General features: G+C 71.3%; 24 protein-coding genes and 2 pseudogenes. 15 read left to right on the forward strand and 11 right to left on the reverse strand.

Going from position 1 to position 25467, the window contains the following annotated elements:
• Nucleotides 1-35: 35 nt before the first annotated feature.
• Nucleotides 36-578: a DUF6232 family protein gene (locus ABGB21_RS28330; protein WP_347654825.1), complete on the reverse strand. Its 543-nt coding sequence runs from the start codon at nt 576-578 to the stop codon at nt 36-38.
• Nucleotides 579-1185: 607 nt separating this feature from the next.
• Here ABGB21_RS28330 and ABGB21_RS28335 point away from each other — a divergent pair.
• Entirely contained in the window at nt 1186-2139 is a 954-nt protein-coding gene (locus ABGB21_RS28335) for an NlpC/P60 family protein (RefSeq protein WP_347654824.1), read from the forward strand.
• A 134-nt stretch (nt 2140-2273) separates the two neighbouring features.
• Here the strand turns inward: ABGB21_RS28335 and ABGB21_RS28340 are convergent, their stop codons facing one another.
• Nucleotides 2274-3284, reverse strand: a complete 1011-nt coding sequence (locus ABGB21_RS28340; RefSeq protein ID WP_347680356.1) for a D-alanine--D-alanine ligase family protein — start codon at nt 3282-3284, stop codon at nt 2274-2276.
• On the reverse strand, nt 3277-4458 hold the full coding sequence (alr, locus tag ABGB21_RS28345; RefSeq protein ID WP_347680358.1) for an alanine racemase: 1182 nt from the start codon (nt 4456-4458) through the stop codon (nt 3277-3279). The genes ABGB21_RS28340 and alr overlap by 8 nt, the downstream gene beginning before the upstream one ends.
• Nucleotides 4459-4547: 89 nt before the next feature.
• Here alr and ABGB21_RS28350 point away from each other — a divergent pair, with 89 nt between their 5' ends.
• A complete protein-coding gene (locus ABGB21_RS28350; RefSeq protein WP_347680360.1) occupies nt 4548-5264 on the forward strand; it encodes a hypothetical protein in 717 nt (238 codons plus the stop codon).
• Nucleotides 5265-5303: 39 nt separating this feature from the next.
• Here the strand turns inward: ABGB21_RS28350 and ABGB21_RS28355 are convergent, their stop codons facing one another.
• On the reverse strand, nt 5304-6101 hold the full coding sequence (locus ABGB21_RS28355; protein ID WP_347654820.1) for an ABC transporter permease: 798 nt from the start codon (nt 6099-6101) through the stop codon (nt 5304-5306).
• The gene (locus ABGB21_RS28360; RefSeq protein WP_347654819.1) at nt 6098-6850 is read right to left on the reverse strand and encodes an ATP-binding cassette domain-containing protein; all 753 of its coding nucleotides are present in this window, start codon (nt 6848-6850) and stop codon (nt 6098-6100) included. Before ABGB21_RS28360 ends, ABGB21_RS28355 begins: the two co-directional genes overlap by 4 nt.
• A gap of 246 nt (nt 6851-7096) precedes the next feature.
• On the opposite strand from ABGB21_RS28360, the gene ABGB21_RS28365 reads away from it, so the two are divergent.
• On the forward strand, nt 7097-7528 hold the full coding sequence (locus ABGB21_RS28365) for a GntR family transcriptional regulator (protein WP_347654818.1): 432 nt from the start codon (nt 7097-7099) through the stop codon (nt 7526-7528).
• Nucleotides 7525-8646: a DUF5808 domain-containing protein gene (locus ABGB21_RS28370; protein WP_347680362.1), complete on the forward strand. Its 1122-nt coding sequence runs from the start codon at nt 7525-7527 to the stop codon at nt 8644-8646. The genes ABGB21_RS28365 and ABGB21_RS28370 overlap by 4 nt, the downstream gene beginning before the upstream one ends.
• A gap of 185 nt (nt 8647-8831) precedes the next feature.
• Here the strand turns inward: ABGB21_RS28370 and ABGB21_RS28375 are convergent, their stop codons facing one another.
• From ABGB21_RS28375 to ABGB21_RS28385, 3 genes are all read right to left on the reverse strand, one after another.
• The gene (locus tag ABGB21_RS28375; RefSeq protein ID WP_347654903.1) at nt 8832-9782 is read right to left on the reverse strand and encodes a sigma-70 family RNA polymerase sigma factor; all 951 of its coding nucleotides are present in this window, start codon (nt 9780-9782) and stop codon (nt 8832-8834) included.
• A gap of 566 nt (nt 9783-10348) precedes the next feature.
• Nucleotides 10349-11248 (reverse strand): N-acetylmuramic acid 6-phosphate etherase, encoded by a 900-nt coding sequence (gene murQ / locus ABGB21_RS28380; protein ID WP_347654816.1) that lies wholly within the window; start codon nt 11246-11248, stop codon nt 10349-10351.
• A 228-nt stretch (nt 11249-11476) separates the two neighbouring features.
• On the reverse strand, nt 11477-12385 hold the full coding sequence (locus ABGB21_RS28385) for a MurR/RpiR family transcriptional regulator (RefSeq protein WP_347654815.1): 909 nt from the start codon (nt 12383-12385) through the stop codon (nt 11477-11479).
• A 334-nt stretch (nt 12386-12719) separates the two neighbouring features.
• Between ABGB21_RS28385 and ABGB21_RS28390 the strand changes: the two genes are divergently transcribed.
• A complete protein-coding gene (locus ABGB21_RS28390) occupies nt 12720-13448 on the forward strand; it encodes an SDR family NAD(P)-dependent oxidoreductase (protein WP_347654814.1) in 729 nt (242 codons plus the stop codon).
• A gap of 268 nt (nt 13449-13716) precedes the next feature.
• Here ABGB21_RS28390 and ABGB21_RS28395 read toward each other — a convergent pair.
• A pseudogene (locus ABGB21_RS28395) lies at nt 13717-14322 on the reverse strand (thymidylate kinase); the annotation flags it as partial.
• Nucleotides 14323-14513: 191 nt separating this feature from the next.
• On the opposite strand from ABGB21_RS28395, the pseudogene ABGB21_RS28400 reads away from it, so the two are divergent.
• The 4 genes and pseudogenes from ABGB21_RS28400 to ABGB21_RS28415 all read left to right on the forward strand — a co-directional run.
• Nucleotides 14514-15068 (forward strand): annotated as a pseudogene (locus ABGB21_RS28400) (nucleotidyltransferase); the annotation flags it as partial.
• Nucleotides 15069-15157: 89 nt separating this feature from the next.
• Nucleotides 15158-15433 (forward strand): hypothetical protein, encoded by a 276-nt coding sequence (locus ABGB21_RS28405; RefSeq protein WP_347654813.1) that lies wholly within the window; start codon nt 15158-15160, stop codon nt 15431-15433.
• A gap of 14 nt (nt 15434-15447) precedes the next feature.
• Nucleotides 15448-16218 (forward strand): metallophosphoesterase, encoded by a 771-nt coding sequence (locus ABGB21_RS28410; RefSeq protein WP_347654902.1) that lies wholly within the window; start codon nt 15448-15450, stop codon nt 16216-16218.
• Between the two features lie 3 nt (nt 16219-16221).
• Nucleotides 16222-16368, forward strand: a complete 147-nt coding sequence (locus tag ABGB21_RS28415) for a GPGG-motif small membrane protein (RefSeq protein WP_347654812.1) — start codon at nt 16222-16224, stop codon at nt 16366-16368.
• A 153-nt stretch (nt 16369-16521) separates the two neighbouring features.
• Here the strand turns inward: ABGB21_RS28415 and ABGB21_RS28420 are convergent, their stop codons facing one another.
• Complete coding sequence (locus ABGB21_RS28420; RefSeq protein WP_347680364.1) at nt 16522-17301, reverse strand: peptidoglycan DD-metalloendopeptidase family protein; 780 nt, start codon at nt 17299-17301, stop codon at nt 16522-16524.
• A 129-nt stretch (nt 17302-17430) separates the two neighbouring features.
• On the opposite strand from ABGB21_RS28420, the gene ABGB21_RS28425 reads away from it, so the two are divergent.
• Nucleotides 17431-18183: an HD domain-containing protein gene (locus ABGB21_RS28425; RefSeq protein WP_347680388.1), complete on the forward strand. Its 753-nt coding sequence runs from the start codon at nt 17431-17433 to the stop codon at nt 18181-18183.
• A gap of 14 nt (nt 18184-18197) precedes the next feature.
• Here the strand turns inward: ABGB21_RS28425 and ABGB21_RS28430 are convergent, their stop codons facing one another.
• A complete protein-coding gene (locus tag ABGB21_RS28430; RefSeq protein WP_347680366.1) occupies nt 18198-18638 on the reverse strand; it encodes a hypothetical protein in 441 nt (146 codons plus the stop codon).
• A 304-nt stretch (nt 18639-18942) separates the two neighbouring features.
• Between ABGB21_RS28430 and ABGB21_RS28435 the strand changes: the two genes are divergently transcribed.
• The 5 genes from ABGB21_RS28435 to ABGB21_RS28455 all read left to right on the forward strand — a co-directional run bounded on the left by ABGB21_RS28435 (nt 18943) and on the right by ABGB21_RS28455 (nt 25432).
• A complete protein-coding gene (locus tag ABGB21_RS28435) occupies nt 18943-20286 on the forward strand; it encodes an ABC transporter substrate-binding protein (RefSeq protein WP_347654808.1) in 1344 nt (447 codons plus the stop codon).
• A gap of 87 nt (nt 20287-20373) precedes the next feature.
• The gene (locus tag ABGB21_RS28440) at nt 20374-21447 is read left to right on the forward strand and encodes a sugar ABC transporter permease (protein WP_347680368.1); all 1074 of its coding nucleotides are present in this window, start codon (nt 20374-20376) and stop codon (nt 21445-21447) included.
• Between the two features lies 1 nt (nt 21448).
• Nucleotides 21449-22417 carry a carbohydrate ABC transporter permease gene (locus tag ABGB21_RS28445; RefSeq protein WP_347680370.1) on the forward strand — a complete coding sequence of 323 codons (969 nt, stop codon included), beginning with the start codon at nt 21449-21451 and terminating at the stop codon, nt 22415-22417.
• A 141-nt stretch (nt 22418-22558) separates the two neighbouring features.
• The gene (locus ABGB21_RS28450) at nt 22559-23668 is read left to right on the forward strand and encodes a LacI family DNA-binding transcriptional regulator (RefSeq protein ID WP_347680390.1); all 1110 of its coding nucleotides are present in this window, start codon (nt 22559-22561) and stop codon (nt 23666-23668) included.
• A 141-nt stretch (nt 23669-23809) separates the two neighbouring features.
• Nucleotides 23810-25432, forward strand: coding sequence for a glycoside hydrolase family 13 protein (locus ABGB21_RS28455; RefSeq protein WP_347654901.1), 1623 nt, complete (start codon nt 23810-23812; stop codon nt 25430-25432).
• Nucleotides 25433-25467 lie beyond the last annotated feature (35 nt).

Genomic DNA, 25467 nt, shown 5'->3' on the forward strand with positions numbered 1-25467 from the left:
GACCGCGACCGGGCCGGCCGTCGGACCGTCGACCGTCAGGCCATCGGCTCGTACGGCGACTCGGAGGCCGGCGGGTGGGCCAGCCCGCCGAGCCGGGCCGCCTCCCGGGCCCGGATCAGCGCCCGGGTCACCTGACCGAACTGCCGTTCCTGGTCGGAGCTGAAGAGCAGTACCACCGAGCCCCGGTACCGCCCCCACAGCTCGTACGCCGGTGGCCGCCACCGGTGGCCGGCGGCCGCGAGCCCGACCGGGACGAACGCCGCGAGGCCGAGGCCGGCGTACGCGGCGGCGGGCAGTTCGTAGAGGTCGCCGGCGTAGCCCAGCGCGACGCCGATGCCGACGAGCACCGCGACGGTGAGCAGGACGGCCCGGGTGGTCAGCCGGTCGTGCGGGCCGCGGGCGGTCTGCAGGTGGGTCAGTTCGGCGACCGGAAAGCGTCGACCGGCGACGATGAGTGCCTCGCGGGTGACTCTGACGCCGGGCTGGTGGTAGAGATCGGCCGAGGATCGCGGCACGTTGACCGCAGGTACGTCGAACTGGTGCTCCGGTAGGCGGTGGGTACGGCGGTTCGGCTCCATTCTTGCCTCCCAAACGGCTCCTGAGGCGCTCTGGTACGGCTGGTTCCGGGGATCGGCGGGTCGGCGACCGGGTTCACCCGGTCGCCCGGTCCGGCCGGGTGCCGGTGACAGTGGCGGCGTCGACGGTGACGTTCTGTCCGTTACTGACAGCTCCCCCGAGGCGTCCCCCATTGTGCGGAGGGTGTGCCAGCGGACGGTCGCCCAGAAGCTCCGAGCCTGTCGGTTCTCCCGGCGACAGCGGCCAGGATGATCCCTGCTTGGCGGATCTTGCCCAGGTTTGCCCACTGTCGACCGGCAGAACCATCCGCAAACACCGACCAAAGGGGCGAAGGCCCAGTTGGTACGCGTTCCCCCGGGTGGAACCGCCGAGGTCCACGGTGTGATCCACTGCGGACACGTACAGCGATCACGACATTCGCCTTATCTCTCACTACTGCCGCAGATCGCCCGCTGGCCACTGTCGGTAATCCACGACCCGGGCTAGGTTGAACCGGCCGGCCCGGAAGTCAGTCATCCCGCCGGGTGGCGCCGGTCCGGTGTCGCCGCGAGTCCAGCCAGCACCCGCGGTGGTAGCGCAGGAAGGGCTCTGCACACGTTGTCTTCTTCGGTGCGGAACCTGCTGCGGGCGCTTGTCGTGGCCGCCGTCTCGGCCGTTCTGGTCGCCCCCATGTCGGTGGCCCGGGCCGAACCCTCGGTCGCCGAGCTCACGCAGCAGATCAACAAGGCCTCGGACGAACTCGAGAAGGTCGTCGAGTCGTACAACAAACTGAACGAGGACATCAAGAAGAGCAAGGCCGCGGCGGCCGAACTGAACGCCCGGATCGGCCCGCTGGAACAGCAGGTGGCACAGGGCCGCGCCGAGGTGGCGCAGATCGCCTCCCGGGCGTACAAGTTCGGCGGGTTGAGCGACGCGAACGCGCTGCTCGGGCGGAGTGCGGCTGCCAACCTGGTCGACCGGCTCGGCGCGCTGGAACAGCTCGCCCGGGACCGCGACCGGCAGCTCTCCACCTTCGACGCCACCCAACGTCAGTACCTCGACCAGAAGGCCGAACTCGACGCCACGCTGGCCCGGCAGAACGCCCAGGCGAAGAGTGTGGCCAGCCAGAAGAAGAAGATCGAGAAGGACCTGGACAAGCTGTACGACATGCGCCGGGAGGCGTACGGCTCGCCGACGTCGTACAGCGGAAAGTACACCGGCACGATCCCCAAGATCGACGGCGACGCCGGCAAGGCGGTCACTTTCGCGTACAACGCGATCGGCACCCCGTACGTCTACGGAGCCGACGGTCCGAACGGCTACGACTGCTCCGGGCTGACCTCGGCGGCGTGGCGGGCGGCCGGAAAGTCACTGCCACACAACGCCGCCGACCAGTGGGGCGTGGTCGCGAAGATCGGCCGGGGCGACCTGAAACCCGGTGACCTCGTCTTCTACAGCGGCCTCGGGCACGTGGCGATCTTCGTCGGGAGCGGCAAGGTGATCCACGCGCCGACCGCGGGCGAGAGCGTCAAGCTGGCCAGCGTCGACCTGATGACGCCGTACGGCTACGGCCGGGTGCGGTAGCGCCGGTCGGTCCCCCGCTGTCGGGGGCATGCACAGCACGACGATGCCGGGAGGTCGGTGAACCCGACCTCCCGGCATCGTCGCTGTCAGCGCAGGTGCGCGATCCGCCGATGTGCCCGGCGGCGCCGCTACAGTCAGCCGACCGGGCTCAGCCGCCGGTGCCGGACCAGCGCGGTCTCGATCAGGATGTCCAGCAACGTCGGGTAGCTCAGCCCGGCCACCTGCCAGATCCGGGGGTACTGCGAGACCTGGGTGAAACCCGGGAAGGTGTTGATCTCGTTGAACACCGGCTCCACCCCGTCCCGCAGGAAGAAGTCGATCCGGGCCAGCCCGGAACAGCCGAGCGCCCGGAACGCCCGGACCGCGAGGTCGGCCAGCCGGTCGGCGATCTGACCATCGAGCCGGGCCGGGATCTCGAAAACCGTGCCGGGATCGTCGTACTTGGCGTCGAAGTCGAAGAACGACCGCTCGTCGGTGACCCGGATCTCCAGTGCCGGCCCGGCGACGACCCGGCCGTCCGGGTACTCCAGCACCGCCACGTCGACCTCCCGCCCCGGCACCCCCTCCTCGATCAGTACCTTCGGATCACTGCGCCGGGCCTGCCGCAGCGCCGCCGGCAGGTCGGCCCAGCGGGTCACCCGGGACACCCCGAGGCTGGACCCGGCCCGGGCCGGCTTCACGAAGACCGGCAGGCCGAGCCGGCGCAGCTCCGCCTCGGACGGCAGCTCGTCCGGGTCGGTCGGCCGCGACACCACCGCGTCGGCCACCGGTACGCCCTCGGCGGCGACCAGCTTCTTGGTGAGTTCCTTGTCCATCCCGGCCGCGCTGGCCAGTACGCCGTTGCCGACGTACGGCACACCGGCCATCTCCAGCACCGACTGGAGGGTGCCGTCCTCGCCGTACGGGCCGTGCAGGGTCGGGAAGACGACGTCCATCGCGCGCAGCCGGTCCACCGCCGCGAAGACGTTGACCGGCGCCCCGGCGCCGAAGACCCACTCCCCCGACCTGGTGATCAGCACCTGTTCCGGGCGGTACCGGCTCGGGTCCAGGTTCGCCAGTACGCTCGCCGCCGACTTGCGGGAGACCTCGTGTTCCCCGCTGCGTCCGCCGGTCACGACCGCGACCCTCAGCGTCGAATCAGACATGCACCCGCTCCCGTCCACTGTTCTGCTGTTCCGAACGCACCGGCAGGTAGCGTCGGGCCACCCGGGCGCCGATGCCGGTGAAGATCTCGTGTGGGTTGGTCCCGGCCCACCGCGCCCAGTCGGCGACGACCGGTTCGCCCCGGCTGCCGTCCCCGAAGAGCAACACCTCGTCGCCGGTCCGGACCGGCAGGTCACCGACGTCGACGACGATCTGGTCCATGGTCACCCGACCGGCGATCGGACGGCGTCGGCCGCCGATCCAGACCTCGCCGCGGCCGGAGACGATACGCGGGACCCCGTCGGCGTAGCCGACCGGTACCAGGGCCAGGGTGGTTTCGGCCGGTGCGACGTAGTCGTGCCCGTACGAGATCCCGGTGCCGGCCGGGACCCGCTTGGTCAGGATGACCCGGGACCGTACGGTCATCGCCGGTCGGAGCCCCACCTGCCGGTCCGCCCGCGGCTCCGGGCCGTACAGGGCGATCCCGACCCGGACCAGGTCGAAGTGAGTCTCGGGGAGCCCGACCAGGCCGGCCGAGTTCGCCAGGTGTCGTACCTCGGGGGTCAGCCCGCCGGCCCGGGCCAGCTCCAGCGCCCGGTCGAAGCGGCGCAACTGGACGGCGTCCCGGGGGTCGCCCGGGGTCTCGCCGCCGGCCAGGTGGGACCAGACGCCCCGGACCCGGATCCGGCCGAGGAGTTCGTTCCCCCGGGCCACCCGGACCAGTTCCGGCCAGTCGGTGTCGGTCGCGCCGTTGCGGGACAGCCCGGTGTCGGCCTTGAGGTGGACGTCCGCCCGCCGGCCGGTCCGCCCGGCCGCGGCGGCGATCCCCCGCAGGTGGGCGACGGAGGCGACGGAGAGGTCGATCCGGGCGGCGATGGCCGGCCCGAAGTCCTCGTCCGGGGCGTGCAACCAGCTGAGCACCGGCGCGTCGATCCCGGCCGCCCGCAGCCGCAGCGCCTCCGTCTGCGACGTCACTCCGAGCCACCGCGCCCCGACGTTCAGTGTGGTCCGGGCGATGTCCAGGAATCCGTGACCGAACGCGTCCGCCTTCACCACGGCCAGCAGGTCGGCGCCGGTGAGGCCGGCCAGGACCCGGGTGTTGTGCGCGATCGCGTCAAGATCGATAACTGCCTCCGCGAGTGGTGGCAGCGTCAACTCTCCCCCGTTGTTGATCACGTTCAGTGAGCCTAGGGAAAAGTTGTATGGATTCCGTGAAGACCGGGTGCGGTAGTGATGTGAACCTCGGCGGCGACTAGCCTGCCGGGATGACCCCGCCCGAGGCCAGGGAGCTGGCCGCCCTGGTGCTGGACCACCTCGCCCCGCGACTGCCGGAGCTCGCCGCTCCGCGCGGCACACCGGGCCGGAATACCCCGGTCCGCCAGCTCTACGCCCTGGTCGCGAAGCGGTTCCACGCCCTGGACGAGCAGGAGACACTGGTCGAGTTGGCCCGGGATCCCCGGAACAACTCGTTGGCCCGGCGCCTGCTCGCCCAGGCGGTAATCGATGATCAGGAGTACGCGGCCGCACTCGCCGCCGCCGTGGCCGCACTCGCCGCCGCCGTGGCCGCACTCCCGGCTGAGGAGAGGCCGGCTGCCCGGACGGCGGAACACGCGGTGGCACAACCGGCGGAGCAACCGGCAGCGGCCGGTCAGGGGTCCGAAGGGTCGGCGGAGGAACGCCGCCCCCGCCGCTGGGGTGGCTGGATCGCGCTGGCCGCCCTCGTCGTGCTCGGCGTGGCCGGCTTCCTGGTCGTCCGGTCCGTCGTCGACAACCTCAGCGGCGCCGGCGGGCTGACCGCACAGTCGAGCTGTACGGAGTACCGCCAGGCACCGCCCGAGGAACGGGTGGCGGCGATCCGGGAGATCGGGCTGGCCAAGGGCGTTTCCGGAGCGGACAGCCCGCTGGTGATGACCGCCATCGACCAGCTCTGCGACAGCCGGCCCGAGGCCACCATCGGCGAGCTGATCGGCCGACTGAAGTGACGGACCGGGGCCCGCGCGGCGAGCCCCGGTCCCACCACCTCAACTGACGTCGCGACGCATCGGCAGCGCCACGGCGAGCAGGGCGGCGACGGCCGCGTACCCGGCGAGCAGCACCCCGCCGAGCGGCGGCGACATCAGCGGGACCGGTGTGGTGCCGAGTTCCGCCGCGACCGTGTCGACCATGTAGCTGAAGCCGGTCAGGGCGGCGGTCGCGCCGGCGGGCAGGAACGGATAGAGCCGGTCCACCCCCGGAATCAGCACCAGGAGCGGTTCGAGCAGATAGAAGTAGCCGAACACCACCGCGAGTGCCGCGACCTGGTTGCGGAGCAGCGCGCCGATCCCGACACCGATCAGCATGTGTACGGCCAGGGTCAGCGCCAGCCTGGCGAACAGTTCCAGCACCGTCCCGGTGGACAGCCCGAGGGTGACGCCCCGGGTCGCCGCCCCGGCGAAGAGGACGGCCGCGCCGGTGGCGGTGAGCGCCAGCCCGTACGCCAGCCCGTAGCCGGCGTACACGACGAGCTTCGCCAGCAGCACCTGCCAGCGCCGGGGCGCGTACAGGAAGGTGGTGTCGATGGTCCGGTGCCGGTACTCCGAGGTGACGGCGAGGGTGCCGAGCACCACCGGTATGAAGACGGTGTACCCGACGAAGCCGATCACCGTCCGGACCCCGGCGGCGGTGTCGAGGCCGGGCAGCGGCTGGTCGAGGTTCTCCGGGCCGAGCAGGGTCAGCAGCCCGACCAGCGTGCCGCCGGAGAGGACCGCGACCAGCAGTGCCACCGGCCAGAGCCGGGTGGCCAGGAGCCGACGGAACTCGGCGTCGATCAGGCGGATCATGAGATCCCCTCTCCGGCGGTCGACAGACTCGGTCCGGCGGCGGCGGTCAGCCGCAGGAAGAGCTGTTCGAGGTTCCGGTGTTCGCCGACCAGTTCGGCGAGTGGTCCGGCGGTCACCTTGCGGCCGCGTTGGATCAGCACCACGTCGTCGACCAGCTGTTCGACCTCGCTGAGCTGGTGGCTGGAGACGAGCACGGTACGTCCCTCCCGGGCCAGCCCACGGAGGAAACCGCGCAGCCAGGCGGTGCCCTCCGGGTCGAGGCCGTTGCCCGGTTCGTCGAGCAGCAGTACGCCGGGATCGCCGAGCAGGGCGGTGGCCAGGCCGAGCCGCTGCCGCATTCCGGTGGAGAACCCGCCGGTACGGCGGTCGGCCACCTCGGCCAGTCCGAGCAGCTGGAGCAGTTCCTCGACCCGTCGGTCCGGATAGCCGCCCATCGCCGCGTACGTCCGGAGGTGGGCCCGGGCGGTGTGACCGGGGTGGAACGCCGAGGCGGCGAGGAGCGCGCCGACCGTGGCGGAGGGCCGGGGCAGGTCCCGGTAGCGTCGGCCGCCGATCGTCGTACCGCCCGAGGTCGGGGTGACCAGGTCGAGGATGGCCCGGATGGTGGTGGTCTTGCCCGCCCCGTTCGGACCGAGGAAGCCGGTGACGACACCCGGCCGGACGCTGAAACTCAACTCCTGCACGGCGGTGACCGCACCGAACCGTTTGGTCAGTCGGGACACCTCCACGGTCAGGCCGTCGGCGCTCATACCCGCACCCCGGGGGTCCGTCGCCGGCACCGACCTGGACCTGTCCGGGCGGCGACCGCGCCCTTGTTGATGATCAGGTTTGTTGCCATCAGCTCACCGTCCGTCGGGTCGTGGCCGGCGGCAGCACCCGCCGCCGCCCACACGTTGGCCATCTGTTCTATAAGTTGTATAGCAGCTGCCCGACGGGTCTTGTCAACCCTTTCCGCGCTGTTCTATAACTGATGGAACAGATGAGGGCGAGGACGAGTGATCATCGAGGTGGACCCGAACAGCGAGGTCCCGATCTACCAGCAACTCCGGGACCGGGTGGTCGAGGCGATCGCCACCGGGGCGCTCCGGGCCGGCGACCCGCTGCCCTCCACCCGGGCCCTGGCAACCGACTTCGGCATCAACTTCCACACCGTCAACAAGGCCTACGACCTGCTCCGCCAGCAGGGCCTGCTGCGGATCAACCGCAAGTCCGGGGCGGTCGTACTCCGGGACGGCGACTCGGGCCCGCCAACGCCCGGCTTCGTCCCGGAGTGGACCGCCCGGGCCACCACCCTGCTGGCCGAGGCCACCGCCCAAGGGCTCGGCAGGGACGAACTGCTCGACCTCTGCCGCTCGGTGCTCGACAGGTTCGACAACCCGCCGGAGCGGATGGCGGCGGGACACGGCAGAGAGGGAGACCAGCGATGACCGCGACGCTCATCGGACCGCTCATGGCCCTGCTCCTGGTCGCCGGGTCGGCCTGGACGATGCCCCTGGTCCAGCGCCCCACCCTGCCCTTCGGGGTACGGGTGCCCGCCCAGCGGGCCGGCGACGCCGCCATCACCACACAGATCCGCGCCTTCCGGACCCGGGTCGCGACGGCCGGGCTGCTCGGACTGCTCGCCACCCTCACCCTCGGCGCCGTCTTCCACACCGCCGGAGAAGAGACCCTGACGCTGGTCGGCAGCGCGCCGACGATCGCCCTGGTGCTCCTGGTCGCCCTCTTCTACCTGCGGGCCCGGCAGGTGATCCTGCGGGTGAAAGCCGACCACGGCTGGTACGGCGGTCTCGCCCAGCGGGTCGCGGTCGACGCCTCGCTGCGTACCCAATCCGAACGCTTTCCGTGGGCTTGGACGCTGCCGGCGTTGCTGACCGTGCTCGGCACCCTGGTCGTCGGGATCGCGCTCTACCCCGACATGCCGGCGCGGATACCGATGCGCACCACCGGCCTGGAGGTCCACGCGTGGCAGCCCAGGTCACCCTGGGCGGTCGGCCTGCCGGTGGTGCTGGACCTGTTCGTCACCGCCCTCGTCATCGGTCTGCTCGCCTGGTCCTACCGCTCCCGGGCCGACCTGGAGCCCTCCGCGCCGGTCCGGTCGGCGGCGCAGCACCGGCTCTTCCTCCGGCGGATCGGCCGGGCGCTGCTGCTCTTCGCGGCCGGCATGAACGCCGCCATGCTCTTCGTGTTCGTGCCGATCTGGCAGGGACGGCGGCCCGGCGCGCTGGCCACGACCGGCATGATGCTGGTCTGCCTGCTCAGCACCGCCTACGTGGTCATCGTCGGGGTACGGGCCGGCCAGGGCGGCAGCCGGATCGCCGCCGAGGCACCGGACGGGGAGCGGCCGGACACCACACACGTCGACGACGACCGGTACTGGCGGTTCGTCGGCCTCTGCTACGTCAACCGCGACGACCCGGCGATCCTGGTGCAGAAGCGGGTCGGGCTCGGCTGGACCCTCAACTACGGCAATCCCCGCAGCTACCTGGTCATCGCCGCCATACTCGCCATCGTCGCACTCATCGTCCTGGTTCCGACCCTCGGCTAGCTCAACCGGCCGGCGGCGGGACCTCCCGTCGGCCACGACCCGGGAGACCGACCGGTCGGCCACGACCCGCAGCCGGGCCGGCGACGACCCCGGAACACGGTGGTGGCCGGCATCCGAGTCGGACGCCGGCCACCACCGGTACGACTTCCGGCGTCTGACCGTCCGTCAGGCCGCCGTCAGGTGTGTCAGGCCGCCGCCAGGCCCTCGGCCCGGGCCAGCTCCCGCAGCCGACCCAGCGCCTGGATCTCCAGCTGCCGGATCCGCTCCCGGGAGAGCGAGAACCGGGACGCGACCTCGGTCAGCGAGTGCTCCCGCCCGTCCTCGAGGCCGTACCGGGCCCGCATGATGCCGGCCGACCGGTCGTCGAGGTGGTTGAGCAGCCCCTCGATCCGCTGCCGCTCCAGACCGGTGAGCACGATCTCCTCCGGCGACGGGGCGTCGCTGTCCGCGACCAGGTCACCGAGGTTGGTGTCACCGTCGTCGCCGACCGGAGTGTCCAGCGACACGGTGTCCTGCGACCAGCGGACCAGCTCGTGGACCCGCTCGACCGGCACGCCCAGCGCGGCGGCGATCTGCTCCGGCTCCGGGTCGGAACCGAGTTCACGGGTCAGCTGCCGGGCCACGTTACGCATCCGGTTGACGTCCTCGACCAGGTGCACCGGCAGCCGTACGGTCCGCTCCTGCTGGGCGATCGCCCGGCTGATCGCCTGACGGATCCACCAGGTGGCGTACGTCGAGAACTTGTAACCCCGCTCGTAGTCGAACTTCTCGACCGCCCGGACCAGACCGGTGTTGCCCTCCTGGATCAGGTCGAGCATCGGCATGCCGGAGCGGACGTACCGGCGGGCAATCGACACCACCAACCGGAGATTGGCGCGGATGAACAGGTCCTTCGCACGTTCTCCCTCGGCCACGAGCCGCCGGAGTTCCGCGTCGCTGACACCCTCGGGGACCCGGTCCTCGTCGAGCAGGTGCTCAGCGTAAAGGCCGGCCTCGATGGCCTTGGAGAGGTCGACCTCGGCGGCGGCGTCGAGCAGCGGTGTGCGGGAGATCTCGTGCAGGTACACGCCGACCAGGTCGCGCTCCTCGGCAACCTCGTCGGTCCGCATCACGATCTTCTTCTCCACGTTCCCCACGGTCCCCTCGTCGTTCTTCCCGGTGGACGCCCGGGCTCCTGCTCCTGCCGTCCCCACGTTCATCAGCCCCTCCCCCGTAACTTCCGCTGTGCCCCGCGGTGCTGACACCTACACAACAGTTGAGACGCGTTGGGGATTCCATCTCGTGAGTCGAAAGTGTCACGAATGCCTGAGTAGTTGCTGAAAGCACGATCGACGTTTGCTGTCAGTCGTCCCGATCGGGTGAGTCGAAACCGGCAACGCCACAGCTACGGGGCTTGCGTCGACTCGCGCCCAGGTATCGCACCATCGCCACACAACGACACACAGCGATCCAGGTCACCAGGTTGCTGCGATTCTCGTCACGGTCTGGTACACGTACCGCACGGCCGGTCGGTTCACCCCGCCGCACCAGGATTACCCCTCCGCCCGGGCAACAATCCGCAGCCCGGATCCAGTCCCGGGGCAGCCACCGACGACAACCGCCGTCCTCGCCCGCCGCGCGCCGGGTGCCCGGAGGACGGCGGGCCGACGCTTCGGAGCGAGCGGACACCGACGTCGTCCGGGGTGGCGGCGGGATACCGGGATCAGCCCACCAGCAGAGCGAGGGCTCCCCGGACCTGGTTGGCCGACCGGTCGAGGGCGGCCCGGGCGTCCGCGATGGCCGCTCCGGAGAGCATTGCCACCAGAGCGGCCTTCAGATCACCGTCGGCCTCGGTCAGCGCCCGCTGGGCGACGTCCTCGGCACAGCCGGTCGCCTCCATCAGGATGGAGATCATCCGACCTCGCAACTTGGCGTTGGTGGCCACCATGTCGATCATGAGGTTCGAGTAGACCCGCCCGAGTCGGACCATCGCGGCGGTGGAAAACGCGTTCAGGACGAGTTTCTGGGCCGTTGCCGCCTTCATCCGGGTCGAACCGGTCACCACCTCCGGTCCGGTGTCGACCCCGATGAAGACGGTCACCGTACGCGCCGCGGCGGCATGCGGATCCGCGCAGAGCAGGACCGTGTCCGCCCCCAATTCGGTCGCTGCCCGCAGGGCACCCAGCACGTACGGCGTACGTCCACTCGCCGCGAGACCGACCACCAGGTCACCGGACCGGACGCAGTCCCGGGCCTCGGCCTCGCCACCGATCTCGTCGTCCTCGGCGTCCTCCACGGCCCGCAGCAGCGCGCCCGGCCCACCGGCCAGGTGGGCACAGAACCACCGGTCCGGGGCGTTGAAGGTCGGCGCCAGTTCGGCGGCGTCGAGCACGCCGAGCCTCCCCGAGGTCCCGGCCCCGAAGTAGTGCACCCGCCGACCGCCACGCAGCGCAGTCACCGCGAGATCGACCGCGACGACCAGTTCGTCCAGGACGTCCGCGACAGCTGTGGGCACCAGCCGGTCGTCCTCGTTGATCACCCGGAGTACGTCCCGGGTGGACATCAGGTCGAGATCGGCGCTGCGCGGGTTGCGTCGCTCGGTCGGCGCGGAAACCCGGGCCACGGCACGTCCGTCCGACCCCGGTCCGGCCCCGTCGGCCGCCGTGGTCCCGGTCCCCGGGCGGGACGACCCCGCGGCGGAATCCGGACGCGGGCTCGCGGGTGGCGCACCGGGCTCGACCCGTCCGGTCGTCATCTCCACCCTCCCGCGCATGGACCTCCGCCGAGTCTCCTGCTCATGCCATCGCCCCGCTCCGCTCGCCGTCGGCACCGCACTCCGCCACACCGGGCCTCAGGACCGCCGCCGGCTGACCCGGTGCGGTTGCACGGCCTCCGCGGTGACCTCGAGCGCCTTCCTGGCCCGGGTACGGTTGCGGGCCGCCACGCCCACGAAGAGGCAGTCGACGACCGTCAACTGGGCGAGCCGACTGGCCATCGCCCCGGACCGGTACGTCGTCTCCCGGGCCGCCGTGGTGAGGACGAAGTCCGCGACCTCGGTGATCGGCGAGCGGGGAAAGTTGGTCAGCGCGACCGTGGTGGCACCGCGGGCCCGGGCCTGCTCGAGCACCTCGACCGCGTCCAGGGTGGTGCCGGTGTGCGAGATGCCCATCGCGACGTCGCCCTTGCCGAGCAGCGCGGCCGAGGTGAGCGCGGTGTGCACGTCGGGGAAGTAGAAGGCGGTACGCCCGATCCGGTGCAGCTTCTGCTGGAAGTCGGAGGCGACGAAGCCGCTGGCCCCGGCGCCGTAGATGTCGATCCGGCCGGCGTTGTTGATCGCCTCGACGACCTGCTCGCAGACCGCGGGGTCAAGCTGCTCGGCGGTCTCCTCCACCGCCCGGGCGTCGCTGAAGGCGATGGTGGCGATGATCTGCGCCAGGTCGGCACCGGGCGGAATGTCACCGCCGACGACCCGGGCGTCCGGCGGTTCGACCCGGCGGGCGGCCTCGGCGGCGAGTCGGATCCGCAGCTGCGGGTAGCCCTCCATGCCGACCGACCGGCAGAACCGGATGACGGTGGCCTCGGAGGTCTCGGCGGCGGTCGCGAGGTCGGTGATGGTGCGACGGGCGGCGTCCGCGGGGTCGGCCACGACGAGTCTGGCGACCCGCTGCTCGGCGGGCGACAGGGACGGGAGCAGGCCGCTGATGTGCACGATCAGCCCACCCGTCTCGTGACTCGCAGAAATCTTCGCAGTCTTCACCACGGATGAAACTTACTTTCATAAAGGTGGGAGCGTCAACCATGACGCGCGACACCTGCGAAGGTACGCCCGACCGGCGGGAAATCGCGGCCGGTCAGCCCAGCCGAGCGGGCCGATCCCGCAACACGTTCGGCTGGACCGGAAGGCCGGCACGTACGGTCGGACACCGTCCGGTTGAATCGTCGCCTATCAATAGGTTACCGGTCGCCCGGGACCGGTCGGCCGAGGGCGCCGGTCGGCGGACCACCGCCGACCCGGGCGGTACCGTGGCGGAGCCACCTGGTCCGGGCCGATACCGTGGCGGAGCCAACCTGGTCCGGGCCGATACCGTGGGCCCATGGTAGATCGCAGTGTGCTCGTCACCGGCGGCACCGGTGGCCTCGGCGGCGCCGTCACCAAGGCGTTCCTGGCCGACGGCTGGCGGGTGGTCGTACCGGTGCGCGTGGACGGTCCCGGACCGACACCGGACGCCGGCCTGCACGAGGCCCGGACGCCAGCGACCGGTACGCCGGCGGAGGTCCGGGTCGTCGCGGACCTCACCCACCCCGACCAGGTGGCCCGCGCGGTCGCCGTCGCCGCGGGTGACCCGGCCGCGCCACTGCGCGCGGTGGTCAACCTGGTCGGCGGGTACGCCGCCGGCGGCCGCGTCCACGAGACCCCGCTGGACGACTTCGAGCACATGATCAACCTGAATCTGCGCCCGACCTACCTGGTCACCCAGCAGGCGCTGCCACACCTGGTCGAGGCCGGCGGCGGGGCGATCGTCTGCGTCTCCTCCCGGGCCGCGCTCGCCCCGTTCCCCGGCGCGGCCGGTTACGTGACGGCGAAGGCCGCCGTGCTCGCGTTCGCCTCGGCGGTGGCGGTGGAGTACCGGCAGGCGGGGATCCGCTGCAACACGGTGGTGCCGAGTGTCATCGATACCCCGGCCAACCGCGCGGCACAGCCCACTGCGGACCACTCCCGCTGGGTGGCGCCGGCCGAGGTCGCCGGGGTGATTCGTTTTCTGGCCGGTGACGATTCCGCGCCGACGAGTGGCGCGACCATTCCGGTCTACGGACGGGCCTGAACGCGGCCTCCCGTCCGGAGTGGTCGTCGGCGACCTCCCGGCCCGGCTCGTCCCCGGCCGCCGGTGCGCCGCCGCCGGGTCCGCCCGGGCCGGCAGGCGCCGGAGTGGACCGTGCGGGCGGTCGGCTCTGCTCCACCGGGCCGGACGCTGTCGGACCGGACGCTGTCGGACCGGACGCTGTCGGACCGGACGCTGCCGGGCCGGGCCGGAGTGGATTCGCCCCGGGCGGGCCGTGCTCCGGCGGCAGCCAGTCCCGCAGGCCGGCGAGAATCGCCTCGGTCACCTCGTCCGGCGACCGGTTCGCGTCCACCACGACAAAGGCGGCGTACTCCGGCAGCGAGCGGTAGGCGGCCACCCCCGCGGTCAGGTAGTCGATGCTCTCGTGGTCGGTGCCCCGGGCCTCGATCCGCCGGTACGCCTCCCCGGGCTCGACGTCGAGCAGGAACGTGACGTCGGACGGCGGGAAGACCCGGTACAGCACCCGGGCCAGCCGCTCCCAGCGCCGGCCACCACCGTGTGCCCGGATGCTGGCGTACTGGCAGACGGCGTACCGGTCCATCACCGCGATCCGTGAACCGAGCCGGGACCGGAGCAGTGCCCGCGCGATCGCCAGCCAGCGCAGGACCGACTCGGCGAGCAGCACCCCGTTGCGCCCGAGCAGCCGCTGTGCGTCCCGGCGGCCCACCCGGCGGGCCAGCCGGCCGAGCCAGCGCCGCCCGCCGGCGTTCTGCCAGTACGTCGCCGGCAGGCCCGCCTCGGTCAGGATGTCCGCCAGACGGTGTGCCTGAGTGGTTTTTCCCGATCCGTCGATCCCGACCAGGGAGACGGTCCGCAGCCGTCCCCCGCCTTGCCGCTCCTGCAGAGTCCGGGCCACCCCCAGCACGGTACCCGGCGACGGCGCCCGGCGGCGCGAACCGCGCTCCGCCGGGCACCCCGCGAGGGCGGGCGGACGGCGGTCCGGGACCCCCCGTACCGGCCCAGGTGTGAACGAACGGAATGCCGGGTAACGGTAAATCTCCATCCCACCGACCAGTTGCCCGTTTACTCAACGACCCGGGAGCACAGATGGAGCACAGCGGCGACGAGACCCTGCTTGCCACCCTGAAACGGGTCGCCGCCGTCCTGAAGCAGTCCGAGATCCCCTTCGCCCTCGGCGGCAGCTTCGCCGTGTACGCGCACGGCGGTCATTCCAGCGACCACGACGTCGACTTCCTGATCCGGGAGCAGGACGTGGAACGCGCTCTGGAGGCGTTGGTCGAGACCGGCTTCACCGCCGAACGCCCCCCGGAGGACTGGCTCGTCAAGGTCTGGGACAACGACCGGATGGTGGACCTGATCCACCGGCCGATCGAGACCCCGGTGACCGACGAGACCTTCCGGGACACCGTGGTACGACCGGTCGACGCCATCCACATGCCGGTGCTCTCCGCGACCCACCTGATGGTGCACAAGTTGCTGAGCTTCTCCCAGCACTACTGCGACTTCGCCCGTGGACTGCCGCTGGCCCGTTCCCTGCGCGAGCAGATCGACTGGGACCGGGTCCGCAAGGAGACGGCGCACTCCCCCTACGCCGAGGCCTTCCTGGTGCTGCTGGACCGGCTGGACGTGGTGCCGTACAGCCCGGTCGACGACGGCCGGCCACCGCTGCGGGTCACACCGGCCGGTACGGCGTCGCCACACCGGGGCGGGGAAGAGGAGGAGGTAGTGGCGTGAACCGACAACCGGGAACCGGGGAAGAGCCGCCCGACGACTACCTGGAGGCGGCGATCCAGCGGCTGCTCACCGAGCACACCGAGATCGCCGAGCAGGGCCTGACCGTGACCCGCCGCGACCACTCGCTGGTGGTCTGCGGCGAGGTGGAGAGCGCACAGCGGCGTGAGGAGATCCTCCGGCTGGTGCTGGAGCACTTTCCCCGGCTGCCGGTGACGGTCGACATCGGACTGATCCGCACCCAGGCCCCGACCGAGGTGGAGGAGCTGCGGTGACGGGAGACGACAACATGGTGGTCCGGATCGCCGCGGTCGGCGACGTGCACATGGACCAGGACGTGCTCGGTCGGTTCCGGCCGGCTCTGGAGCAGTTGCCGGAGCGCGCGGACGCGCTGCTGCTGGCCGGCGACCTGACCCGGCACGGCACCGAGCGCGAGGCCCGGTGCGTGGCCACCGAGTTCGGCAACCTCGGCGTACCGGTGGTCGCGGTGCTCGGCAACCACGACTACCACTGTGACGAGGTCCCGGCGGTGATCCGGGTGCTGGAGGACGCCGGGATCGTCGTACTGGAGGGCACGAACCTGGTGCTGGAGTGCGGTGGGACCCGGATCGGCATCGCCGGTGCGAAGGGCTTCGGCGGCGGGTTCGCCGGACGCTGCGCGAGCGAGTTCGGCGAGCCGGAGATGAAGGCGTTCATCCGGACCACCCAGGCCATCGCCGACCAGCTCGGGGTGGCACTGCGGGAGATGGAGTGCGACGTACGGGTGGCGCTGACCCACTACGCCCCGGTTCCGGACACCCTGGCCGGGGAGCCGCTGGAGATCTATCCGTTCCTCGGCTCGTACCTGCTCGGGCAGGCCATCGACTCGGCGCCGACCGAGCTGGCCCTGCACGGGCACGCGCACGCCGGCAGCGAGCGGGGCACCACTCCGGGCGGGGTACGGGTCCGTAACGTGGCCCACCCGGTGATCAAGCAGGCGTACAGCGTGTTTCACCTGCATGCGCCGTACGCGGGGACGAGCGGGAGGGTTTCCGCGATCAGCGGTTCGGGTAGTTCCTGAGGCATGGACCTACTGCTCTGGATTCTCGCAGTCGTACTGGTGGTCGCCGGCGTCATGGCGCTGTTCCGGCGGCAGCTCCTCTGGGGCATCGTGCTGATCATCGTCGGCCTGCTCGTCGGGCCGTTCGGGGTCAGTGTCTTCAGCGGCTAGTTCCGGGCCGACGCAGTGCCGCGCCGGCCCGCCGAGCTGACCGACATCCCTCCGAACAACATCCCTCCGAACCAACCGGGGTCGTCCGGTCCGGGTCTAAGTCCTCCCCCTGAAGACCCCGGCCGACGACCCCGGTTCCTGTTCTCCGCCGGCTCAGCAGCGGGGCACTCCCGGAATGAAGCCGTCGTAGCCGGTGAGGACGTACGCGTCGGCGATGAACCGGCCACTGCCGATCCGGTCCCAGATGTTGCTGGTGCCGTAGGTGCCGGTCACCGTCGTACCGGTGGTCTGGCACTGGATGGTGACCCGGGTGCCGTCGGCGACGGTGCCAACCGACGAGTAGCCGGTGCCCGGTCCGGAGCGGACGGTGAGCGCGGTGCCGGAGGTGTTCACCGTGCCGGAGCCGGCACCGCCGCCGGAGCAGCCGTTGTCGCTGGTGTAGTTGCGCTCGCCCCAGTAGAGCGCCAGGCTTCCGTTGAACCGGACCTGCACGTCGGAGCCGTTCAGCCGCTGCTCGTAGTGCAGGTGTGGGCCGGTGGAGCCGCCGGTGGTGCCGACGTACCCGATCACGGTGCCGTAGCCGACGGATCGGCCGACAGCGGTGTTGAAGCTGCTGAGGTGGGCGTAGTAGGTGGTGTAACCGCCCCCGTGGTTGATCCGGACGTACTTGCCGTAGCTGGTGCCGCCGAGGTCGGCGACCACGTCCACGGTGCCGGGCGCGCTGGCCACCACCGGGTCGCCCTGGTCGTCGGTGCGGTTGAAGTCGATCGCGTACGCCGGGCTGTGGTTGCTGCGGGTCTGCCCGGACCAGGTCTGGTTACAGGGGAACGGCACCTTGAAGGTGGGTGCCGCGGCGGCCGGCGAGGCCGGCACCAGCACCGTCGCGGCGATCAGCAGACCGGCGCCGACGAGGGCGAACAGGCGGGAGCGCATCCATGACCTCCTACGCAGAAAGTTTTCCATGGCTGAATGAATCGTGGCAGAAAACTTCAGCTGGCGGAAGGGCGGTGTCCCGGCGTGCGGACGACCGGGTCCGGAGCCGATCCGGTATACCTGGACGTCATGGCCTCGCCGACGTACCTGAGATCCATGCCCCTGCACGCCATCACCGAGGTGTACGGCGAAGCCGGCCTACGCGACCGGTTCGAGCTGGAGGTCGAACGCTTCGACCCGGCACAACGGGACCGGCTCGGCGCAGCCCTGGAACTGGCCGCGAGGCTGCACCGGGACGACCGGCGCGTCCGGGAGCCCTACCTCAACCACCTGCTCCGGGTGGCGATCCGGATCATCGTCTACTACCGGGTCACCGACGTGGACGTGATCGTCGCGGCGCTGCTGCACGACGCCGTCGAGGACCACCCGGCCGAACTCGCCGACCTGCCCGCCGACAGCTCCCGGTCGGCCGCCACCGAGGCGGCCCTCGCCGAGGTGGCCCGGCGGTTCAACCCCCGGGTCGCGCGGCTCGTCGCCGCGGTCACCAATCCCGAGTACGCCCCCGACCGCGACCGCGACGAGCAGTACCGCGCCCACCTGGCCGAGAGCCTGGAACGGGAGCCCTGGGCCCGGGTGATCAAGATTTCCGACTTCACCGACAACGGCGTCGGCGTGATCCACACCACCGGCGACAAGGTGCCCCGGTCGGCCCGCAAGTACCGCCCGCTGCTACCGCTGCTGCGCGACCTGGTCCGTCGCCCGGACACCCCGTTGGACGCCGAGGCCCGGACCCACATCCTCGGTCAGTTGGACCTGGCCGAGCAGCGCTTCGCCGCCATCCTGGACGGTCCGGAGGTCGCCCGGGTCCCGGCCGGCGAGTGACCACTACCGGACGGTCACGCCCGCCCGTCGGACGGGTCGGCCGGACGGCGCCCACGACGCCGCCGCAGCAGCAGTCTGGCCACCACCATGGGCAGCAGGTGAAGCACGACAAGAAGCACCACCGTCAGCAGTGCGATCTGCGCGGCGGAGAGCCCCTGCGGCGCCAGCACCAGGGCCGCGGTGACGGTGCCCACCACACGCAGAGGTCTCACCCGGGTCGGCGGACCCCCGCCGGCCGGGTCGGGCTCGGCGGTGTGCCGCCGCGTCGTGGCCGCCGCGACGATCGCGATCAGCACCGCGACCTGCAGCGCCCAGAAGGCCGCCCGCCCGACGCCGGCCCCGTCGGTCACCGACGGCGCGGCGACGGTCGTGGCCGCGAACGCGACGAAGGCCGCCGGCCAGACGAAGACAATCGCGGTGGTCGCTGCCAGCACCATCTTTCTCGGCCGGCTCACCTGCGGCTGAACCTGTCGGCTGAGGCGGTTGCGCACCTCGTCGGAGGCCCACACGAGCCTGCCGGTCGAGCCCGTCCCGGGCGTCGGGCCTGCCATGCGGGCAGCCTAGCCCGACCGGCCCGACGGCATGGTCCGCGCCACCACGGCATGGCCGCCAATTGCTGAGCAGGTTTCCGAATCGTTACGCCCTCGTGCCTCTCCGGGGCTGGACGCCCTTCCGGTGCAAGCGCTTACATGTGGTGACGCCCACAGTCCGGCACGGGAGCCGTCGGCTCCCGGCATGCCGGCCCGAAAGGAGGACTACATGGCGGTCCAGTCCAGAAGACCACGCCAGGCCCTCGCGATCGCCGGTGTGTTGGCGCTGGCCATCGGCGCAGGCGCCTGTTCCGGCGAAAGCTCCAGCGGGCTCGACCCGGATTCCCCGGAGTGCGCCCCGTACGCCAGCTACCAGGGCAACGAGGGCGAGGTGTCGATCTACGCCTCGATCCGGGACGCGGAGGCCGACCTGCTCCAGCAGTCCTGGAAGCAGTTCGAGGACTGCACCGGCATCGAAATCAACTACGAGGGCAGCGGCGAGTTCGAGGCCCAGCTCCAGGTGAAGGCCGACGGCGGCAACCCGCCGGACATCGCCTTCATTCCGCAGCCCGGTCTGCTGGCCCGGTTCGCCGAGGCCGGCAAGCTCAAGCCGATGGCCGCCGACCTGAAGGCCATCGCCGACGCCAACTACCCGGCGGACTGGCTGAAGTACGCCACCGTCGGCGGACAGGCCTACGGCACCCCGCTCGGCGCCAACGTGAAGTCCTTCGTCTGGTACTCGCCGAAGGCGTTCGCGGAGAAGGGCTACAAGGTCCCGACCAGCTGGGCGGAGTTGATCTCGATCAGCGACCAGATCGCCGCCGACGGCAAGAAGCCGTGGTGCGTCGGTCTGGAGTCGGGTGAGGCCACCGGTTGGCCGGCCACCGACTGGATCGAGGACCTGATGCTGCGTACCCAGACGCCGGAGGTCTACGACCAGTGGACCGCGCACGGCATCCCGTTCAACGACCCGCGGGTCGTGGCGGCGGTGGACCAGGCCGGCTCGATCCTCAAGAACCCGAAGTACGTCAACGGTGGCTACGGTGACGTGAAGAGCCTCAACTCCACCTCCTTCCAGGAGGGCGGGCTGCCGATCCTGCAGGGCCAGTGCTGGATGCACCGGCAGGCGAACTTCTACGCCAACTACCTGCCAGAGGGCACCAAGATCGGCCCGGACGGTGACATCTACGCGTTCTACTTCCCGGCCGTCGACCCGGCCAAGGGCAAGCCGGTGCTCGGCGGTGGCGAGTTCACCGTCGCGTTCACCGACGAGCCGACGGTGCAGGCGGTCCGCCGCTACCTCGCCTCCGGCGAGTACGCCAACTCCCGCGCCGCACTCGGCAACTGGATCACGCCGAACAGCAAGCTCGACGTGACCAAGGTCGAGCAGGCGGTCGACAAGCTCTCCATGGAGGTGCTGCTCGACAAGTCGGCGGTCTTCCGGTTCGACGGCTCGGACCTGATGCCGGCCGCGGTCGGCTCCGGCACCCTCTGGAAGGGCATGATCGACTGGGTCAACGGCAAGGACACCCAGAGCACCCTGGACTTCGTCGAGGGCTCCTGGCCGAAGTGACATCCCGGGGCGGCCCGGTCCGGCAGCGGACCGGGCCGCCCCGTCTCCCCGTCCGCGCCGTAGGTACCCGATCCGCTGGAGACGCTGATGGAGTTCGCCGACGAGGCACCGAAGCTGCTCATGCTCCTGTACGGCCTGCTCGCCTTCGCGGCGGTGGTCGGCGGCCTGCTGGTGCTGCTCGACGTCGTACCGTCGTGGTTCGCCCGGCGCCGGGAGGCCGCGCTCATCGCCGCGTCGACCGCCCACACCCGGGCCCCCGCCGGCGGCGGGCCCCGGCCGCGTCGTCGATCGGTGGTCAACCGCCGGGAGGGCGGCCTCGGACTCTTCTTCCTGCTGCCGACCCTGCTGCTGCTCGCCGTCGGGCTGATCGTGCCGGCGATCCGCACGGTGCTGCTGTCCTTCATGGACGGCGGCAGCCGGAACTGGGTGGGACTGCAGAACTACACCTGGATGTTCGCCCAGGACGAGATCTTCCGGGTCCTGACCAACACCCTGATCTGGGTGATCGTGGTGCCGCTGGTGGCCACCGCGATCGGCCTGATCTACGCGGTGCTGGTCGACCGGGCCCGGTTCGAGGCGGCGGCGAAGGCGCTGATCTTCATGCCGATGGCCATCTCGTTCGTCGGCGCCAGCATCATCTGGCGGTTCGTCTACGCCTACCGCTCCGGCGAGTACGACCAGATCGGCCTGCTCAACCAGATCTGGGTGATGTTCGGCGGCGAACCGCAGCAGTGGCTGCAGAACGCGCCGCTGAACACGTTCCTGCTGATCGTCATCATGATCTGGATCCAGGCCGGTCTCGCCATGGTGGTGCTCTCGGCGGCGATCAAGGCGATCCCGGCCGACATCATCGAGGCGGCCCGGCTCGACGGGGTCAACCCGTGGCAGATGTTCTGGAAGATCACCCTACCGAGCATCCGGTCCGCGTTGATCGTCGTCGTGGTCGCGGTCTCGATCGCCACCCTCAAGGTCTTCGACATCGTCCGGACCACCACCAACGGCAACTACGACACCGGTGTGATCGCGAACGAGATGTACAACCAGGCCTTCCGGTTCGGCCAGACCGGTCAGGGCTCAGCCCTGGCGGTGTTCCTCTTCGTCCTGGTGATCCCGCTGGTGATCTACCAGATCCGCAACCTGCGCAAGCAGCGGGAGGTTTGAGATGACCACCACGACGCCTCCCGCGCCGGTCGGCACCCCGACCCCGGCCTCCGTACCGGCCACCGCCGCCGGTCGGGTACGCAAACGGCTGAACACCCGGGTCGCGACGCTCGCCTCGGTCCTCATCGCGGTGCTCTGGACCCTGCCGACCTTCGGCCTGTTCGTCTCCTCACTGCGCCCCGAGGACGAGATCAAGACCACCGGCTGGTGGACCGTCGTCACCAACCCGGCGTTCACCCTGGACAACTACCAGGAGGTGCTGTTCGGGCGGTCGTCGATATCCGGGCAGCTCGCCAGCTACTTCGTCAACTCGCTGGTGATCACCATCCCGTCGGTGCTCTTCCCGCTCGCCTTCGCCGCACTGGCCGCGTACGCCCTGGCCTGGATCAACTTCCGGGGCCGGGACTGGGTCTACATCGGCATCTTCGCACTGCAGATCGTGCCGCTGCAGATGGCGCTGGTGCCGCTGCTCAGCTTCTTCTCCGAGGGCGTGAGCCTGGGCGGGTTCACCCTGCTGCCGGCCTGGAATCTCGCCGACGAGGAGAAGTTCGTCCAGGTCTGGTTCGCGCACACCTGTTTCGCCCTGCCGTTCGCGGTCTTCCTGCTGCACAACTTCGTGTCCCAGTTGCCGAAGGACCTGATGGAGGCGGCCCGGGTGGACGGCGCCAGCCACCCCAAGATCTTCCGCTCGATCGTGCTGCCGCTGATCGTGCCGGCACTGGCCGCCTTCGCGATCTTCCAGTTCCTCTGGGTCTGGAACGACCTGCTGGTCGCACTGATCTTCGCGGGTGGCAGCAAGGAGGTCGCCCCGCTGACCGTACGCCTGGCCGAGCTGGCCGGCACCCGGGCCAGCGAGTGGCAACGCCTCACCTCCGGCGCGTTCGTCTCCATCGTCGTACCGCTGATCGTGTTCCTGTCCCTGCAGCGCTACTTCGTCCGCGGCCTGCTCGCCGGCGGTGTCAAGGGCTGACCGGGAGACCAACGGAACTCCCGGACCTTCCGCGCCCGCCGCCGGATCGGCGGCGGGCGCGGCACCCGGGCCCGCGGCCTCCACCTTCGCCCTCCCCTCGGCGGCATGGCCGGCGCCAGCGCCCGGCCGAGAGATGACACGGTGACCAGAATCGACGACGTCGCCCGGCTGGCGGGGGTCTCCACCGCCACCGTCTCCCGGGCGCTGCGTGGCCTTCCGACGGTCTCCGAGGAGACCCGACGGCGGGTACGACTCGCCGCCGAGCAGCTCGGCTACACCGCCTCGCCCAGCGCCTCCCGACTGGCCGGGGGCAAGAGCGGCACGGTCGCCGTGCTGGTGCCCCGGATCGGTGCCTGGTTTCCCGGTGTGGTGGTCGACGCCGCCGAGGAACTGCTCCGTCCGGCCGGATACGACCTGCTGCTGCAGCACGTCGGCGGGCCGGAGCACGCCCGGCAGCGGTTGCCCCGGACCGCCGACCTGCCCAAGCGGGTCGACGCGGTGCTGCTGGTCGGCACCCCGGCCCTGGTCAGCGCCGCACCCGTGTTCGCCGCACCGGACTACGGCGGACGCGACCGCGCCCTGCCCGGGGTGACGGTGGCGGCCGGCGCACCGGTCCCCGGCTGGCCGAGCGTCGGGATCGACGACGTGGCCGCCGCCCGGGTCGCCACCGAACACCTGCTGACCCTCGGCCACCGGCGGATCGTCTGCCTCTCCGGCGACGCCGCCGACCAGTTCACCCGCCCGGCGGACCTGGACCGACGCTGGGGCTACCGGGAGGCGATGCAGGCGGCCGGTACACCACCGGAAGCGATCCTGGAGGTGGGGGCCCGGGTCGGGGTGGACGGTGGCCGCCAGGCGACGGCCAGCCTGCTCGCCCGGACCGCACCCGTCCCCACCGCGATCATGGCCACCTGCGACGAGATGGCGATGGGGGCGATCGTCGCGCTGCGCCGGGCCGGCCTGCGGGTTCCGGCGGACGTCAGCGTGATCGGGGTCGACGGCCACGACTACGCCCGGGTCGTCGGGCTGAGCACGGTCGCCCAGCCCGCCGCCGAACTGGGCCGGCTCGCCGCCCGTACGCTGCTGGACCGGCTCGCCGGCCGCGGTGGCGGTGGCGGTGGCGGTGGCGGTGGCGGTGGCGGTGGCGGTGGCGGTGGCGGTGGCGGTGGCGCCGATGGTGAACCGCAGCGACACATCCTGCCCACCCGGTTGATCGTGCGGGATTCGACCGGCCCGCCCCGGGCAAACTGACTACACCCGTCCGGTACACACCTCTGGGAGAACGCCCTGAACACCGCCGACACGACCGCCCCCGCCGACCCGACCGCCGAAGCCCCCACCTCCGGCGGACCCGACGACACTCCGGCCGACCGCTGGTGGCGGCACGGCGTCATCTACCAGATCTACCCGCGCTCGTACGCCGACTCCGACGGTGACGGAATCGGTGACCTGCTCGGCATCACCGCCCGGCTGGACCACCTGGTCGAGTTGGGGGTCGACGCGGTCTGGCTGTCGCCGTTCTACCCGTCACCGCAGGCCGACGCCGGATACGACGTGGCCGACTACCGGGACGTCGACCCGCTCTTCGGCACCCTCGCCGACGCCGACGCCCTGATCGACGCCGCCCGGCAGCGGGGTCTGCGGCTCGTCGTCGACCTGGTGCCCAACCACACCTCGGCGGACCACCCCTGGTTCCGCACGGCGCTCGCCGAGGGCCCGGACGGGACCGCCCGGCAGCGGTACGTCTTCCGGGACGGGCGTGGCCCGGACGGTGCCGAGCCGCCGAACGACTGGCGCAGTGTCTTCGGCGGCCCGGCCTGGACCCGGGTCGTCGAGCCGGACGGCCGGCCCGGACAGTGGTACCTACACCTGTTCGACACCGGCCAGCCGGACCTGAACTGGGACCACCCCGAGGTACGCGAGGAGTTCCGCGACATCCTGCGGTTCTGGCTCGACCGGGGCGTCGACGGGTTCCGGGTCGACGTCGCGCACGGCCTGGTCAAGCAGGCCGACCTGGCGGACTGGCACGAACCGCAGGAGATCCTCTCCGGCCCGGAGGTCGACCGCCCCCGGCCGCCGATGTGGGACCAGGACGGGGTGCACGAGATCTACCGGGACTGGCGGCGGGTACTGGACGGCTATCCGGGCGAGCGGATCCTGGTCGCGGAGGCCTGGGTGGAGCCCGCCGAGCGGCTGGCCGCGTACATCCGGCCGGACGAGATGCACCAGGCGTTCAACTTCGAGTACCTGCTCGCGGCCTGGACCGCGCCGGCCCAGTACGCGGTGATCACCCGCTCCCTGGAGGCGAGTGCGGCGGTCGGCGCCCCCACCACCTGGGTGCTCTCCAACCACGACGTGATCCGGCACGCGAGCCGGCTGGCCCTGCCGGTCGGCACGCCCCGGCCGAACGGCATCGGGATCGGCGACCCGCAGCCGGATCCCGTACTCGGCCTGCGCCGGGCCCGGGCGGCCAGCCTGCTGATGCTCTCGCTGCCCGGCTCGGCGTACCTGTACCAGGGTGAGGAACTGGGGCTGCCGGAGCACACCACCCTGCCGGACGAGTTCCGTCAGGATCCGACGTGGCAGCGCAGCGGACACACCGAACGTGGCCGCGACGGCTGCCGGGTGCCGATTCCGTGGGAGGCGGACGCCCCGTCGTACGGCTTCGGGCCGGGGGACGCCAGCTGGCTGCCGCAGCCGGAACTCTGGGCCGAGTACGCGCTGGACCGGCAGCGCGGGGTGGCCGGCTCGACGTACGAGATGTACCGGCACGCCCTGCGGCTGCGCCGTGACCTGCGGCTCGGCGCCGGTACGGTGCACTGGCTGACCAGCCCGGACGAGGTGCTCTGTTTCCGCAACCAGGGGCTGCGGGTGCTCACCAACTTCGGCGCCGCCCCGGTCGACCTGCCGGAGAGCGCGGAGCTGGTGCACGCCAGCGGGCCGCTGGACACCGACGGTCGGGTGCCGACCGACGTCACGGTCTGGTTCCGGATCGCCGAGGACACCCCGGCCTGATCGGGTGGGGGGGTGGGGGTTGGGGCCGGATCACC

It is taken from the genome of Plantactinospora sp. B24E8 (assembly GCF_039871735.1).
GTDB lineage: Bacteria > Actinomycetota > Actinomycetes > Mycobacteriales > Micromonosporaceae > Plantactinospora.